Source organism: Saezia sanguinis, assembly GCF_003991585.1.
Classification (GTDB): Bacteria; Pseudomonadota; Gammaproteobacteria; order Burkholderiales; family Burkholderiaceae_C; genus Saezia; species Saezia sanguinis.
This window is the reverse complement of sequence record NZ_PQSP01000204.1, coordinates 1-239: the sequence shown is the minus strand read 5'-3', so window position 1 is coordinate 239 and position 239 is coordinate 1. Positions and strand designations below refer to the sequence as shown.

The window sequence follows — 239 nt, the reverse complement described above, 5'->3', positions numbered from 1 at the left end:
GATCAGGTCCTCTCGGGGTCGTGGGGGTGCGGGTGCGCGGCGCGCCGGGCCGGGGAGCTGCCCTCGCCGAGCGGGGTGGTGCCCAGGCCGGCGGCGGAAATCGCGCCGTCACCGACGCGGATCCGTAGCTGGCTACCCGCGGGGGCGTCGTCGATACTGCGCACCACATGGCGTTCGGGGCCCGCGACTCGTTGCACGACAGCGTAGCCACGGGCCAGCGTCGCGGCGGGACCCACGGC

At 76.2% G+C, this 239-nt stretch carries 1 protein-coding gene; it reads right to left on the bottom strand.

The genetic code is table 11. The features are described 5' to 3' along the window. Positions 1-2: 2 nt before the first annotated feature. Positions 3-239: hypothetical protein (locus CUZ56_RS16100; RefSeq protein WP_239442642.1), on the bottom strand; the 237-nt coding region annotated here is incomplete at its 5' end.